Source organism: Ruminococcus sp. SR1/5 (assembly GCF_000209835.1).
GTDB lineage: Bacteria > Bacillota > Clostridia > Lachnospirales > Lachnospiraceae > Blautia_A > Blautia_A fusiformis.
In genome coordinates this window covers 2,152,943-2,167,372 of the sequence record NC_021014.1, presented here as the reverse complement: position 1 = coordinate 2,167,372, position 14,430 = coordinate 2,152,943, and the positions used below count along the sequence as shown (strand labels likewise).

The window sequence follows — 14,430 nt, the reverse complement described above, 5'->3', positions numbered from 1 at the left end:
AAGGCGGACGAATATATCATATAAAAAGGCTGCGCAAGCAGCTTTTTTATATCACATTTTTTTACTAACATTTTACAAAACCGCGATTTTATATTTTACCTTCCATTCCTATAATAACACCTGTATTTAAGCAGTAAGCAAGTAAAAATGATCATAGAAATGAGGAGAAAAAATCATGAAAAAAGAATCGCAGGTATCTTAACAGCAGCACTTATCGGAACTACAGTAATGGGAACCGTTGTAATGGCAGCACCATCCGGAGCGATCGACGTAATTTCCCGTGAGGACGGATCCGGAACACGTGGAGCATTCGTAGAGCTGTTTGGGATCGAAGAAGAAAAAGACGGCGAGAAAGTAGATATGACAACACAGGAAGCAAGCATCACAAACAACACAGATGTAATGCTTACCACAGTAGCAGGCGATGAGAACTCTATCGGATACGTATCCCTTGGTTCCCTCAACGATACAGTAAAAGCAGTAAAGATAGACGGAGCAGAGGCAACAGCAGAGAACGTTGCAGATGATACATACAAGGTAGCACGTCCGTTCAACATCGTAACAGGCGACAAGCTCAGTGATGCAGCACAGGATTTCATCAACTACATCATGAGCTCTGACGGACAGGACATCATCGAAAAAGAAGGCTACATCAAAGTAGATGAAAAAGCAGAGGCATACAAAGCCGGAGATGCAAAAGGCAAAGTCGTAGTTATGGGATCTTCTTCCGTAGGACCTGTAATGGAGAAGCTTGCAGAGGCATATCAGAAAACAAACAAAAACATCACAGTAGAAGTTCAGGTCAGCGACTCCACAACAGGAATCAACAGCGCAACAGAGGGTGTATGTGATATCGGAATGGCATCCCGTGAGCTGAAGGACGAGGAAACAGAGAAAGGTGTTAAAGCTACAGAGATCGCAAAAGATGGTATCGCAGTCATCGTAAATAACGACAATGACCTTGAGGAGCTTTCAAGTGACCAGGTAAAATCCATCTTCACAGGTGACATCACAGACTGGGAAGACGTGACCAAATAAATTCCCAGGTAAAAAACGATTGAAGTATCTTACAAAGAGCGGCGATCATGACAAGGTCAGGAAAGCCGCTCCGTTATATATCAGCACAGTGGATATCCACTGGAACAGAGAGAAAGGTGTCTTATGAATCATTTAGGAGAAAAGGCCATGAAGGTCGTTTTCCTCATTGCGGCCTGTGCATCGGTTCTTGCAGTATTTCTTATTTGTGTGTTCCTTTTTGCAAACGGCCTTCCTGCAATGGGAAAGATCGGTCCCTTAAAATTCCTCTTCGGAACAGAATGGAGACCAACAAACGATAAATTCGGAATCCTGCCAATGATCGTGGCAAGTATTTATGTAACTGCAGGAGCAATCCTTATCGGAGTTCCGATCGCACTTTTTACATCCGTATTTATGGCAAGATATTGCCCGAAAAAAATCTATAAACCACTGAAATCTGGTATTGAGCTTATGGCAGGCGTTCCATCCATCGTATATGGCTATTTTGGTCTGGTTCTCCTGGTACCGCTGATCCGCCAACTGTTCGGAGGAACCGGAAGCAGTATGCTGGCAGCATGTATCCTTCTGGGAATCATGATCCTTCCGACGATCATCGGAGTTACGGAATCGGCAGTACGAAGCGTTCCGGAAAGCTATTATGAAGGCTCACTTGCACTTGGCGCAACAAAAGAAAGAAGCATTTTCTTTGTTATGCTTCCGGCAGCAAAGTCAGGAATCCTGGCAGGCGTTGTCCTTGGGATCGGACGTGCCATCGGTGAGACCATGGCCGTGATCATGGTAGCCGGAAACCAGCCACGTATGCCGAAGGGACTTCTTCAGGGTGTCCGTACCATGACTGCAAACATCGTAACAGAGATGGGATATGCATCAGGACTTCACAGAGAAGCACTGATCGCAACAGGAGTTGTACTCTTTGTATTTATCCTGATCATCAACTTAAGTCTTTCACTGCTGAACAGGAGGGCGGAGTATGCAAACTAACGTATCAGTAACTGCAGATCCTGCGGCAGAAACAACCATGAAAAAAAGAAATACACTTACCATAGGAGACCAGCTGAAGTCTTATGCAAGACATCCCGGTGCAGGAGTCCTGGCATTTCTCACACTGCTGGGAGCAGTGATCACTTTTGCACTGCTGTTCTTCCTGATCGGCTATGTGCTTGTAAAAGGTATTCCCTATCTGAATGCAAGTCTGTTCAGCCTTACCTATACCTCAGAGAACGTTTCCCTTCTCCCGTCACTGATCAATACCCTGATCATGACACTGGTATCTCTGGCGATTGCCGCTCCGGTAGGAATCTTTGCAGCGATCTTCCTTGTGGAATATGCAAAAAAGGCAGCCGTTTTGTAAAGCTGATCCGTATTACCGCAGAGACACTTTCCGGTATTCCATCCATCGTATATGGTCTGTTCGGTATGCTGTTCTTTGTAACTGCATTGCACTGGGGCATGTCTCTTCTTTCCGGTGCCCTGACCATGGTGATCATGGTACTTCCCCTGATCATGCGTACCGCTGAGGAAGCACTGAAATCTGTTCCGGATTCTTACCGTGAGGCAAGCTTCGGACTTGGAGCAGGCAAGCTCCGTACTATTTTTACGATTGTACTTCCCTCCGCAGTTCCTGGAATCCTGGCAGGTGTGATCCTGGCCATCGGACGTGTGGTAGGTGAGACTGCAGCACTTCTTTATACCTCCGGTACTGTTGCGGCAGTTCCAAACAGCCTGATGGGTTCCGGACGTACCCTGGCACTTCACATGTATGTGCTTTCCAGTGAGGGACTTCATGTAAACCAGGCATCTGCAACAGCAGTAGTCATTCTGGCATTTGTACTTGTTATCAACGGACTGTCCGGTCTGGTAGCCAGAAAAATTGCGAAAGGATAATGATCGATCATGAGTGAAAATACAAAAATTTCAATTGACAATATGAATCTCCATTACGGAAGCTTTCATGCCCTGAAGGGAATCAATATGGAGATCCCGGAAAAGGAGATCACAGCATTTATCGGACCAAGCGGCTGCGGTAAATCCACACTTCTGAAATCCTTAAACCGTATGAATGACCTTGTGGAAGGCTGTACCATCACAGGAAAGGTAGAGCTTGACGGGGAAGATATTTACGGAGATATGGATGTGAATCTTCTGCGTAAACGTGTGGGAATGGTATTCCAGAAGCCCAATCCGTTCCCAATGAGCATTTATGATAATATTGCATACGGTCCGAGAACACACGGTATCCGTTCCAAGGCAAAGCTGGATGAGATCGTGGAAAAATCTCTCCGTGATGCGGCAATCTGGGATGAGGTCAAGGACCGCCTGAAAAAAAGTGCTCTTGGAATGTCAGGCGGACAGCAGCAGCGTCTCTGCATTGCCCGTGCCCTGGCAGTACAGCCGGAGGTGCTTCTTATGGATGAGCCCACATCTGCCCTGGACCCTATCTCCACTTCCAAGATCGAGGATCTGGCAGTAGAGCTTAAAAAGGATTACACCATTGTCATGGTCACACATAACATGCAGCAGGCAACCCGTATCTCCGACAAGACAGCATTTTTCCTTCTTGGTGAGGTTGTGGAATTTGCGGATACAGACAAGCTGTTCTCCATGCCGGCAGATAAGCGTACAGAGGATTATATTACAGGAAGGTTTGGTTGATATTATGTCAGAACGTTTTGTAAGACAGCTGGAAGAGCTTCACGTGGAACTGATCACCATGGGAAGTCTCTGCGAAAAAGCAATTTCACTTTCTGCCAAAGCTATTCAGGGTGAAGGCGGGATGACTCTCATTGGCAAGATCTTTGAGACGGAAAAAGAGATCGATGCACAGGAAAGAGAGATCGAAAATCTCTGCATGAAGCTTCTTCTTCATGAGCATCCGGTAGCTGGAGATCTGCGATCTATTTCCGCAGCGCTGAAGATGATCTCCGATATGGAACGCATCGGTGACCAGGCAGCAGATATTGCGGATCTGTCCAAGCATATCGAGGACAAAGCAGTTACCGGAGATATCATTAATATCCGGAAGATGGCAGAGGATACTGTCCGGATGGTTACAGAAAGTATCGATGCCTTTGTAAAGGGTGATCTTGAGCTTTGCAGAAAGGTTATTGACGATGATGATAAGGTGGACGATGCCTTCAATGATATTAAGGAAAAGCTGGCCGAGGTTCTGAATAACGGAAAGCCGGATGCAAGCATCGGTCTGGATATCCTTATGGCTGCAAAATATTTCGAGCGTATCGGTGATCACGCTGTGAACATTGCAGAGTGGGTGGAATATTCCATCACAGGAAACCACAGAAGCGGTTCCAGCCATACAGATAACTATTTTGTTGAGGAATAGAAATAAGTAAGAGCAGATTGCAAAGAGTTGCATTATTGTAAAAAAGTGCTGTGGTATTGAAAGGATATCACAGCACTTTTTATAATGTGATGAAATTTACAAGGATTTAACTTTTTCCGGATAATTATTTTTACATTGCTTTTGTAAAATGCTATATAGATTTCGGAGAAAGGAAAGGGCTGAGCTTTGAGTAAAAAATATTTAAGTATATCATGCTGGTTTCATCACTGATCACAGTACTGGGACTGGCATTTGTCGTGGGGATCCTTTATCACTATTTTCAGGGACAGCTGATGGGTGAGCTGAAGAAAGAAGCCGTGTATATTTCCAGAGGTGTGGAAAGTACCGGGACAGATTATCTGAAGAAGCTGAATGATGAGGATTCCAGGATCACTTATGTGGATGAAAGTGGAAAAGTTATCTACGACAATGAGGCAAATGTGGAAAGCATGGATAATCACGGACATCGCAAGGAGATCCGTGAAGCAGAGATCAACGGAGAAGGTGCGGATGAAAGAATGTCATCCACGCTTTCCGAAAAAACAATGTATTATGCAGTACGCCTTGAAAATGGCAATGTGCTGAGAGTTTCCAGTAACCAGGCTTCTGTATGGATGCTGCTCCTGCAGCTGCTTCCGCCTTTTGCTGCAGTTCTGATACTTATGCTGCTCCTATCCGGCGTATTTGCATCCAGGCTTTCCGGGAAGGTTGTGGAACCTCTTAATGGGCTTGATCTGGAGCATCCGGAGGAGAATGATGCCTATGATGAGGTACAGCCGCTTCTCAGCAAGATTGGCAGACAGAGCCGGCAGATCCGTCTGCAGCTTGAGGCAGCCAGAAGACAGCAGAAAGAATTTTCTATTATCACGGAGAACATGCAGGAGGGACTTCTTGTGATCGACCGTTATACCATGGTACTTTCTGTCAACTCCAGTGTGGGAAAGCTTCTTAAGGTAAAGGAGATCAAAACAGGAGAAAGTGTATATCTTCTGAACCGCTCGGAGGAGTTTCGAGGTGTCGTTGGGCAGGTCCTTGAAGGAAAGCATGAGAACAAGATCCTTCGTCTGGATGGCAGTGAGATTCAGGTGATCGCCAATCCTGTCACAAGAGAAAATAAGACAGAGGGTGCTGTGATCCTTCTGGTGGATGTGACCGAAAAAGTAGAAAGGGAACAGCTGCGAAGAGAATTTTCCGCCAATGTTTCCCATGAACTGAAAACGCCGCTGACTTCCATTTCCGGATTTGCTGAGATCATGCAGGACGGATTTGTGAAGGATGAGGATGTGAAGGTTTTTGCAGGACGCATCTATAAGGAAGCGCAGAGACTGATCCGTCTGGTTGGGGATGTGATCCGGATCTCCCGTCTGGATGAGGGCGGATTGCCGTATCAGTGGGAAAAACTGGATCTTTACAGTCTGACTCATGATATTTTTTCTACCTTACATGAAGCTGCCGAAAAGCAGGAAGTGCATATGTATATGGAAGGCGGAAGTACAGTGCTGGATACAGTGCCGACGATCATGGAAGAGGTTCTCTATAATGTCTGCGATAATGCTGTCAAATATAACCGCCGGGGTGGAGAGGTCTTTGTGAGACTGAAGGATGGCGAGGATGCAGTTCGCGTGAATGTGCGGGATACAGGGATCGGTATTCCGAAGGAAGATCAGGAACGCATTTTTGAACGCTTTTATCGGGTGGACAAAAGCCATTCCAAGGAAATCGGCGGAACCGGTCTTGGCCTTTCTATTGTGAAGCACGGGGTAAAAACTCTGAACGGCAGGCTGTGGCTTAACAGTGAACCGGGACAGGGAACCGAGATCCTTATGGAATTTCCGAAACATCATATGGAAAAGGAAGCAGCAGAGTGAACATAGGTCGTGCAGCGATGATGTTCATAGGCATGCAGCAGAGTGGAAGATGAAAGGCCGTTCTGTTGTATGTATCTGCTGCTTTTTATATCATAGTATATTGCTGGTTGGAGGTTGATGGTTTGACAGACCGGAAGGGTTATGCTATCTTATGTAATAATAATCAGAATAAGCAACAGGAAAGCGGATGATAACGGTCCGCTTTCTGTATTATAATTGGTTCGGAATAATTCCGGACGATACTGAGGGGAATAAAAATATGATACAGGCAATTGTTTTACTGGTGTTCCTGATCCTTCTGAATTCTGTTTTCGCAGGTGCGGAAATGGCGATTCTGTCCATGAATGAAGCAAAGATGAGGGCGCTGGCGGAAGAGGGAGATCACCGGGCGCAGATTTTGATAAAGTTTACAGAACAGCCGGCACATTTTATGACAGCGATCCGTGTAACGGTAACTACGGCAGGATTTCTGCAGAGCGCTTTTGCGGCAGAATATTTTGCACAGCCGATGACAGAGGCACTGATAAGGTCAGGGATAGATGTACCACAGAATGTTCTGAAGATCGTATGCATGATCATTGTGACCATACTGCTTTCCTATGTAAGTCTTCTGTTCGGAGAACTGGTGCCAAGACGTCTGGGAATGAAAAATCCGGATGAGCTGTCTCTGCGTCTGGCAGGACTTCTTAAGATCGCGATGATCGCAGTCTGGCCGGCTACTGCACTTCTGACAGTAACTGCCAATGGTGTGCTGTATCTGATGGGAATCAAACCGGAAGAAAAAGAGGAGCAGGCCACAGAGGAAGAGATCCGTATGCTGCTTACAGAGGGAAATGAACAGGGCAGCATCCAGCAGGAAGAAAGCGAGATGATCCAGAATGTTTTTGACCTGGATGATACTGCGGCAGATGAGATCTGTACACACAGAAGAGATGTGGTTGTCCTCTATATGGAAGACTCCGATGAGGAATGGGAACGGATCATCAGAGAGAACCGTCACACCTTTTATCCGGTATGCGGGGAAGATCAGGATGATATTATCCATATTCTGGACACCAGAGATTATTTCCGCCTGGATGACAGATCCAGAGAAGCTGTTCTGCAGCATGCCTGTTATTCACCGTTTTTTGTACCGGAATCCATGCGTGCCAACCTGATCTTCCGGGAAATGAGGGAAAAACGGGATTATTTTGCAGTAGTGCTGGATGAATACGGCTGCTTTGTGGGAATTGTCACTCTGCATGATCTTGTGGAGACGCTGGTGGGAGATATTGACGACAGGACAGATCTGCCGAAGCCGGATGATATTGAGAAGACAGGAGAACATATCTGGAAAATACAGGGAGGAGCGATCCTGGATGATGTGGCAGAGGTCATAAATGTGGAGCTTCCTGTAGAAAAATATGATACTTTCAGCGGCTTTGTCTGCGGAGTTCTGGAACGTGTACCGGAGGACGGAGAACAGTTCCGATGCAGCTGGAAAAACCTGGATATTGTGGTAAATCAGGTCAGAAACCATACCGTTGTGGAGGGAATCGTTCATGTTCAGCCAGAGAAAAAAGTGCAGGAACAGAAAGAAGAGATCTGACAAAACCTTGTTCAGCCAGGTCATGGGACAGTTATCGGGAGAAAGATCTCCGGGGATTTATGGACATTTTCGAACATGTTGTTGCTTGAAAGTATGTTATTTTTATGACATAATAAGGAAATAACCCGAGGAAAGCTTGTGATGGGGGAGAAAAAATGCCAGGTTTTACAAGACAGATCATACTGCATACACTGACGGAACTTATGAACGAAAAACCATTGTCCAAGATCACGGTAAAGGACATCGTGGAACGCTGTGGAGTAAACAGGAATACATTTTACTACCATTTCAGGGATATTCCGGATGCAGTGGAAGCAATGGTAAAGGAAGAGCTGAATGACATTCTGAAGGATCAGAAAGTACCGGAATCAGTCAGCGACTGTATGGAAATCCTTGTCAATGCAGTTCAGAAGAACAAAAAAGCCATGATACATCTGTACCGCTCGATCCAGAGGGATGTATTTGCCGATTATCTGGATCATGCCGCAGAGCGTGTGGTGGAGGAGCTGATCAACAGGGCGGTCGGAGACTTCGAAATGGATCAGGAAGATAGGCATCTTATAAGCCGGTATTATAAATGCGTATTTGTGGGAGTGATCCTGGACTGGCTGCGGCATGATATGGATTATGATATCCTGTCAGATATGCATAAGCTGGAGTATATTTACGAGAAGAGCCTTGAGAGTCAGTACAAAAATCTGAAAGAAAAGCTATGATTTCAACTAAATGAAGATTAAAAATATCCATTTAGTGTAAAACAGGAATGTCCTCGAATATTATTAAGGTATAGAAACGGTTAATTTTGAGCTGGTGTCTGAAATTTAGGCACTGGCTCTTTTTTGTCTGTTTTTTTAAACGACACAGGGATGTATAATTCAGTACAATAAATGAGAAAAAATTATCAAGGAGGGAACGTATGGATGACCTGAAACAGCTGAAGCTTGTAAAAAACATCTACATCGTCATGTCATTACTGTTCTGTGTGCTGGGTATTTTTCTGATGGCAAGGCCCAAAAGCTCTGTAAAAATGCTGTGCGTGCTCATGGGAATCATGCTGATTCTGTACGGAGCTATTAAGATCAGCGGATATTTCACGAGAGATGCTTTCTGTCTGGCATTTCAGTTTGATCTGGCTTTCGGGATCCTGCTGATGGCAGTGGGAGTGATCCTGATAGCCAGAAAAAATTTCGCAGTGGATCTTATTTTTTCCGTGTTCGGAATCCTGATCCTGGCAGATGCCCTGTTTAAGATCCAGATGTCTGTAGATGCGAAGAGATTCGGTCTGGCGTTGTGGTGGCAGATCCTGCTGATCGCACTGGTCACCGGAGTGATCGGAGTTCTGGTTTTTATCAGACCATTTGAAGCAGCAGCTATGATGATGGTGTTGGTAGGATTTTCCATTTTACTGGAAGGGATCCTCAATCTATGGGTCGGGATCCTGACGATCAAGATCATCAAGAGTCGGCTTTAAACATAAACATAAAAATAACCAATCACTTTAGATAATAACATAGGAGGAAATAGAGTATGGGAATCGTAGACAAAGCAAAACAGGCAGCGATCGCAGCTACCGTAACAAAAGCACTGGATTATCTTGAGAAGGATCCGGAGACAAACATACCGAAGATCATGGAAATGGTTGATAAAGTAACACCGGATGGCTGGTATGCAGGACAGAGAAATGCGATCCGTCACTCCATCGAGGCAAAGGACAACTGGTATCAGCTGATCCTTCGTATGTATCAGCTGGATGCCGGCGTACGCCAGACATTTTTCCGCAACTTTATTGTAAATGCCAGTCTTAAGGGAAGCGCAACGCAGGAAAAGGTATCAGAAGAGAATGACTGCAATGTACCGTGGGCAATTCTTCTTGATCCTACCAGCGCATGTAACCTTCATTGCACAGGATGCTGGGCAGCAGAGTATGGCCACAAGCTGAACCTGGATCTTGAGACCATCGATTCTATCGTAAAACAGGGTAAAGAACTGGGAACCTATATGTACATCTACACAGGCGGTGAGCCACTGGTCCGCAAAAAGGATCTCATTAAGATCTGTGAGATGAATCCGGACTGCGAGTTCCTTTCCTTCACAAACGGAACTCTTATTGACGAAGAATTTTGTCAGGAAATGCTCCGTGTGAAAAACTTCGTTCCGGCTATCAGCCTTGAGGGAACAGAGGCAACTACAGACGGACGTCGTGGTGATGGTGTATATCAGAAGGTTATGCACGCCATGGAGCTTCTGAAGAGCCACGGCCTTCCGTTCGGTGTTTCCACATGCTACACATCCGCAAACGTAGATGCAGTAAGCAGTGAGGAGTATTTTGATCATCTGATCGAGTGCGGAGCTTATTTTGCATGGTTCTTCCACTATATGCCGGTTGGAAATGATGCAGCAGCAGATCTCCTCCCCACACCGGAGCAGAGAATCAAAATGTATGACAGCGTCCGCAGATTCCGTGCCACAAAATCTCTCTTCACTATGGACTTCCAGAACGATGCAGAGTATGTAGGCGGATGTATCGCAGGTGGCCGTCGTTACCTCCATATCAATGCAAACGGGGATGTGGATCCTTGTGTATTCATTCATTTCTCCAATGCGAACATTAAAGAATGTACACTCCTTGAGGCGCTGAAGAGCCCGATCTTTATGGAGTATCACAAGGGTCAGCCGTTCAACAAAAACATGCTTCGTCCATGCCCGATGCTTGAAAATCCTGAGCTTCTCCGCAAGATGGTTGAACGTGCAGGAGCGAAATCTACAGATCTTCAGTCTCCGGAAACAGCGGAGCATCTCTGTGCAAAGTGTGATCACTATGCAGAGGTATGGAAAAAACAGGCCGATGAGCTCTGGAGTGAGAGCCAGGCAAAAAAGCTGCAAAAAATCAACAACTTGTTAATTAACACTTGATATAGATGTTGGGATACTGTATAATGAACCCGTTTTTCAGGAGTCTGAAATAACAGTTCAGATAAGAGTGTCGAAACAGAAGAGACACGATACGTGTACTGACAGATAACAGGGCGGTTATATTCAGCAGTGGGTATAACTGCCTTCTTTTTATGTTATCGTCAGGACATAGGGAAAGAAAGGATGGATTCATTATGGAAAAACAGGAGAAAAACACAGCCAGCCCTTATGAGCTGGACGGACGCCCACCTCTTAAGGTGGCAATTCCCCTTGGACTGCAGCACGTGCTTGCCATGTTTGTGGGTAATCTTACCCCGCTTCTGATCATCACAGCTGCCTGCGGGATCGAAGCAGGAGGGGATCTTCAGGTTGCATTACTTCAGAATGCAATGCTGATCGCAGGAATTGTTACACTTGTACAGGTCTTTACGATCGGACCGGTCGGTGGCAAGCTTCCTATCGTTATGGGAACAAGTTCAGGCTTCATCGGCGTATGTCAGAGCGTTGCCGGAGTCATGGGAAATGGTATCGTTGCCTATGGTTCAATCATGGCAGCCTGCTTTATCGGCGGTCTTTTTGAGACTGTTCTGGGAAGCTTTCTGAAGCCCTTGAGAAAATTTTTTCCCATCTGTTGTAACAGGTACGGTTGTACTTTCAATCGGTCTTTCACTGATCGGTGTGGGAATCAGCTCTTTCGGTGGCGGAAGCTCCGCAAAGGATTACGGTTCTCTTGAAAACCTTTTCGTAGGCTTTGTAGTTCTGATCGTGATCATTGTACTGAAGCATGGAACAAAAGGCTTCACAAGCTTTTCTTCAATCCTCATCGGTATTATCGTGGGATACATTCTGGTAAGTATCATGGCTATGGTACTTCCTACAACATTTACATATGTAGATGACACAGGTGCTACTGTGGAGGCTACAAAGGCCTGGGTTCTCAACTGGGACAAGGTTGCTCAGGCAAAATGGTTTGCGGTACCGGCACTGATGCCTGTAAAATGGGTGTTTGACGCACGTGCGATCGTGCCGATCCTGATCATGTTTATTGTAACTGCAGTTGAAACAGTTGGTGATATTTCCGGAATCACAGAGGGTGGTCTTGGAAGAGAGGCTACAGACAAAGAGCTTTCCGGTGGTGTTATGTGTGACGGACTTGGATCTTCCTTCGCAGCACTGTTCGGTGTGCTTCCGAACACATCCTTCAGCCAGAACGTTGGTCTGGTTGCAATGAATAAGGTTGTAAACCGTTTCTGTATCGCTACAGGAGGAATCTTCCTGATCGCATGCGGACTGTTCCCGAAGCTTGCTGCACTGATCTCCATCATGCCGCAGAGTGTTCTTGGCGGCGCTGCTGTTATGATGTTCTCATCTATTGTTGTCAGCGGTATCCAGTTAATCACCAAGTGGCCGATCGGACCGAGAAATGTTACGATCGTTTCCGTAGCACTTGGTCTTGGTTATGGACTTGGCTCCAATACAGCGATCCTGGTGCATCTGCCACAGGCGATCAGCCTGATCTTCGGCGGTTCCGGTATTGTTCCGGCAGCGGTATTTGCGATTATTCTTAATATTGTTCTTCCGAAGGATGAGAAGAGTGAGATTGAGAGAGCTGAGGAGATGCTTGAAAAAGTTAAGAATAAATAAAAAAGTGTAAGAATAAAAAGATTTTTTTCTTTTTTGAGACTGTTGGACTTTATTGGTCTGACGGTCTCTTTTTTTATATGTTTTTATTTTTTTATTTTTTATTTTTAGGATAAAGGTTCGGCCTTTTGGAAGGCGGTAATTTGCGAGAAGGGGAAGCACTCGGAGTTGCGAAGGCCGTCTCCCCTTCTCGCGCTCTTCCCCTCCTGGCCACGCCGCTGTTCGGCGTTGTGGTGGGCGTGAATGTTCTGACAGGGTGCGGAATTCGGGGGTGTCGAGGAGGGGAGGCTGTGTCGATCTGTTGGGTGGTGGATAATAATAAAAAGGATCTGTAAAAGGCGAGATTTTACAAATAGTTCTGCCTTTTTCAGATCCTTTTTTGGTTAGTAATTGTAGGCTCCCTCATAAGCATTGCATCGTTCCTTCCGATGTCCCTGCTCTACACAGGAGCTGCACCGGTCACAAAATTCCTGTTCATAGCAGGTAGAACAGACACATCCCTTACAGGCATCCCGGTCATAAGCCGGCGTGCAGGTAAAAGGAAGAGTATCCTTCGTAGTTTCCGTACTCATAAAGATCACGCTCCTTTTTTCTATATTATAGACCTATCAAAAAAGCGTTTCAATACAAATAATCAGAAAATACAAAAAGATACCTGATAAAAAGTTACTGTTCACTCCGTTTTCAGTAATACGCTTTGTGATGCACAGAATTTATACTGATCGTATAAATTCGCGCGGTATGTCTCGGGCTTTCTGTGACCTTCGCTCATAAAAAACACCTCGCGGAATATTACCATTGAATAGTAAGGATAAAAATCGGCACAACGCTTCACATCCAACACAGTAGAATCCATCATCCCGCCAATACAGAATCACATTTCACAACGCAGAACAGCGGCGTGGCCAGGAGGGGAAGAGCGCGAGAAGGGGAGACGGCCTTCGCTAACTCCGAGTGCTTCCCCTTCTCGCAACCCTGCCCACGCTAAAGTGTCCCCCTGAAAGGAAAAATCTTCATTTACAGCAGTTTGCAACAGCAGAAAAAAAGTGCCAGCTAATAAGGATGCCACAACATCCTTATCCTACCGGGAGGAGCTCCACCGTCCGGAAGCTCCGCAAGGAAGAACCAGACCACTTTCTGTTACAGGAAGTCCGATCTCCTGTGACTCCACATTACCCTTCCAGGGTTTTAGCTCCGTGGCAAGCATATAAGTCAGAACAGCCGGAGCAAGACCTGTAGTATAGGAATTTACCAGGAAAAACAGCGGATCATCGCTGAGGATCTTCGTACAAAGCTTGATCAGCGGATGGATTGCATCCTCGATCTTCCAGATCTCGCCCTTAGGTCCGCGGCCGTAAGAAGGTGGGTCCATAATGATCGCATCATAATGATTTCCTCTGCGGATCTCACGCTCTACGAACTTCACGCAGTCATCCACAAGCCAGCGGATCGGCGCACCGGAAAGTCCGGAAGCAGCAGCATTCTCTTTTGCCCAGTTCACCATACCCTTGGAAGCGTCCACGTGAGTAACGGAAGCACCGGCTGCAGCTGCAGCCAGAGTAGCGCCGCCGGTATAGGCAAAAAGATTTAAGACCTTGATCGGGCGTCCTGCATTGCGGATCTTTTCACCGAACCAGTCCCAGTTCACAGCCTGCTCCGGGAAAAGTCCTGTATGCTTGAAGCTGAAAGGCTTCAGATTAAAAGTAAGGTTCTTGTAATGAAGCTCCCACTGATGAGGCAGATCAAAGAACTCCCACTCACCGCCGCCACGGCTGCTTCTGTGATAATGTCCGTTCATATGCTTCCAGCCACGGTTTTTGCGGGGAGTATCCCAGATTACCTGCGGGTCCGGACGAACCAGAAGATAATCCCCCCAGCGCTCCAGCTTTTCTCCTTTTGATGTATCAATAACTTCATATTCTTTCCATCCATCTGCAATCCACATGATGATCAATACCTCTTTCATAATAGTAAATTTATAAGATATATATAGCATTTTTATATAGCATTTCCGGAGATTACTGTACCAGATCCGGCTGACC

General features: G+C 45.9%; 11 protein-coding genes and 2 pseudogenes. 11 read left to right on the top strand and 2 right to left on the bottom strand.

The window, feature by feature from the left end:
* The first annotated feature begins 147 nt into the window (after positions 1 to 147).
* The 11 genes and pseudogenes from CK1_RS10865 to CK1_RS10815 all read left to right on the top strand — a co-directional run bounded on the left by CK1_RS10865 (position 148) and on the right by CK1_RS10815 (position 12,391).
* The gene (locus CK1_RS10865) at positions 148 to 1,038 is read left to right on the top strand and encodes a substrate-binding domain-containing protein (protein ID WP_015526288.1); all 891 of its coding nucleotides are present in this window, start codon (positions 148 to 150) and stop codon (positions 1,036 to 1,038) included.
* 123 nt (positions 1,039 to 1,161) lie between these two features.
* A complete protein-coding gene (gene pstC / locus CK1_RS10860; protein ID WP_021652474.1) occupies positions 1,162 to 2,019 on the top strand; it encodes a phosphate ABC transporter permease subunit PstC in 858 nt (285 codons plus the stop codon).
* 37 nt (positions 2,020 to 2,056) lie between these two features.
* Positions 2,057 to 2,922: pseudogene (gene pstA, locus CK1_RS10855) on the top strand (phosphate ABC transporter permease PstA).
* A 9-nt stretch (positions 2,923 to 2,931) separates the two neighbouring features.
* Positions 2,932 to 3,690 carry a phosphate ABC transporter ATP-binding protein PstB gene (gene pstB / locus CK1_RS10850; RefSeq protein ID WP_015526284.1) on the top strand — a complete coding sequence of 253 codons (759 nt, stop codon included), beginning with the start codon at positions 2,932 to 2,934 and terminating at the stop codon, positions 3,688 to 3,690.
* A 4-nt stretch (positions 3,691 to 3,694) separates the two neighbouring features.
* Positions 3,695 to 4,378 (top strand): phosphate signaling complex protein PhoU, encoded by a 684-nt coding sequence (phoU, locus tag CK1_RS10845; protein WP_015526283.1) that lies wholly within the window; start codon positions 3,695 to 3,697, stop codon positions 4,376 to 4,378.
* 212 nt (positions 4,379 to 4,590) lie between these two features.
* The gene (locus CK1_RS10840; RefSeq protein WP_015526282.1) at positions 4,591 to 6,246 is read left to right on the top strand and encodes a sensor histidine kinase; all 1,656 of its coding nucleotides are present in this window, start codon (positions 4,591 to 4,593) and stop codon (positions 6,244 to 6,246) included.
* A gap of 259 nt (positions 6,247 to 6,505) precedes the next feature.
* Positions 6,506 to 7,834, top strand: coding sequence for a hemolysin family protein (locus tag CK1_RS10835; protein WP_173761006.1), 1,329 nt, complete (start codon positions 6,506 to 6,508; stop codon positions 7,832 to 7,834).
* A 155-nt stretch (positions 7,835 to 7,989) separates the two neighbouring features.
* Complete coding sequence (locus CK1_RS10830; RefSeq protein WP_015526280.1) at positions 7,990 to 8,550, top strand: TetR/AcrR family transcriptional regulator C-terminal domain-containing protein; 561 nt, start codon at positions 7,990 to 7,992, stop codon at positions 8,548 to 8,550.
* A 200-nt stretch (positions 8,551 to 8,750) separates the two neighbouring features.
* A complete protein-coding gene (locus tag CK1_RS10825) occupies positions 8,751 to 9,305 on the top strand; it encodes an HdeD family acid-resistance protein (protein ID WP_015526279.1) in 555 nt (184 codons plus the stop codon).
* Between the two features lie 56 nt (positions 9,306 to 9,361).
* Positions 9,362 to 10,747 carry a radical SAM/SPASM domain-containing protein gene (locus tag CK1_RS10820; protein WP_015526278.1) on the top strand — a complete coding sequence of 462 codons (1,386 nt, stop codon included), beginning with the start codon at positions 9,362 to 9,364 and terminating at the stop codon, positions 10,745 to 10,747.
* Between the two features lie 194 nt (positions 10,748 to 10,941).
* Positions 10,942 to 12,391, top strand: a pseudogene (locus CK1_RS10815) (uracil-xanthine permease family protein).
* A 380-nt stretch (positions 12,392 to 12,771) separates the two neighbouring features.
* Here the strand turns inward: CK1_RS10815 and CK1_RS10810 are convergent.
* Positions 12,772 to 12,960, bottom strand: a complete 189-nt coding sequence (locus tag CK1_RS10810; RefSeq protein ID WP_015526276.1) for a hypothetical protein — start codon at positions 12,958 to 12,960, stop codon at positions 12,772 to 12,774.
* A gap of 509 nt (positions 12,961 to 13,469) precedes the next feature.
* Positions 13,470 to 14,333 carry a class I SAM-dependent methyltransferase gene (locus CK1_RS10805; protein WP_173722447.1) on the bottom strand — a complete coding sequence of 288 codons (864 nt, stop codon included), beginning with the start codon at positions 14,331 to 14,333 and terminating at the stop codon, positions 13,470 to 13,472.
* Positions 14,334 to 14,430: the final 97 nt, after the last annotated feature.

Bases quoted from the DNA above. Each gene is read 5' to 3' on its own strand.
- CK1_RS10865 (WP_015526288.1), top strand. From the start codon at position 148: ATGATCATAGAAATGAGGAGAAAAAATCATGAAAAAAGAATCGCAGGT.
- pstC (WP_021652474.1), top strand. From the start codon at position 1,162: ATGAATCATTTAGGAGAAAAGGCCATGAAGGTCGTTTTCCTCATTGCG.
- pstB (WP_015526284.1), top strand. From the start codon at position 2,932: ATGAGTGAAAATACAAAAATTTCAATTGACAATATGAATCTCCATTAC.
- phoU (WP_015526283.1), top strand. From the start codon at position 3,695: ATGTCAGAACGTTTTGTAAGACAGCTGGAAGAGCTTCACGTGGAACTG.
- CK1_RS10840 (WP_015526282.1), top strand. From the start codon at position 4,591: ATGCTGGTTTCATCACTGATCACAGTACTGGGACTGGCATTTGTCGTG.
- CK1_RS10835 (WP_173761006.1), top strand. From the start codon at position 6,506: ATGATACAGGCAATTGTTTTACTGGTGTTCCTGATCCTTCTGAATTCT.
- CK1_RS10830 (WP_015526280.1), top strand. From the start codon at position 7,990: ATGCCAGGTTTTACAAGACAGATCATACTGCATACACTGACGGAACTT.
- CK1_RS10825 (WP_015526279.1), top strand. From the start codon at position 8,751: ATGGATGACCTGAAACAGCTGAAGCTTGTAAAAAACATCTACATCGTC.
- CK1_RS10820 (WP_015526278.1), top strand. From the start codon at position 9,362: ATGGGAATCGTAGACAAAGCAAAACAGGCAGCGATCGCAGCTACCGTA.
- CK1_RS10810 (WP_015526276.1), bottom strand. From the start codon at position 12,960: ATGAGTACGGAAACTACGAAGGATACTCTTCCTTTTACCTGCACGCCG.
- CK1_RS10805 (WP_173722447.1), bottom strand. From the start codon at position 14,333: ATGTGGATTGCAGATGGATGGAAAGAATATGAAGTTATTGATACATCA.